This is a genomic window from Streptococcus mitis, assembly GCF_946188695.1.
GTDB classification, from domain to species: Bacteria; Bacillota; Bacilli; order Lactobacillales; family Streptococcaceae; genus Streptococcus; species Streptococcus mitis_DF.
Window position 1 is genome coordinate 1 of the sequence record NZ_CAMHWI010000102.1, and the last position, 227, is coordinate 227.

1 protein-coding gene is annotated in these 227 nt (G+C 40.5%); it reads right to left on the reverse strand.

What is annotated here, in order from left to right; translation table 11 throughout:
- A partial coding sequence (locus N8L33_RS10080) for a transposase (protein WP_261059770.1) occupies window positions 1-227 on the reverse strand: 227 nt, incomplete at both ends.

The following is a 227-nucleotide window of genomic DNA, read 5'->3' on the forward strand; positions in this document are numbered from 1 at the left end:
TCTAGAATCTCTTTATTCGTTAAGTGCATACGAAAAGTAGGGCGATAAAATCGTTTATCACTGAGTTTACGACTATCTTGTTGAATGAGCTTCCAGTAGCGTTTGATGGCCTTGTATTCATGGGATTTTCGCTCAAATTGATTCATGATATGGACACGGACACGACTCATAGCACGGCTTAGATGTTGGACAATGTGAAAGCGGTCAAGAACGATTTTAGCGTTAGG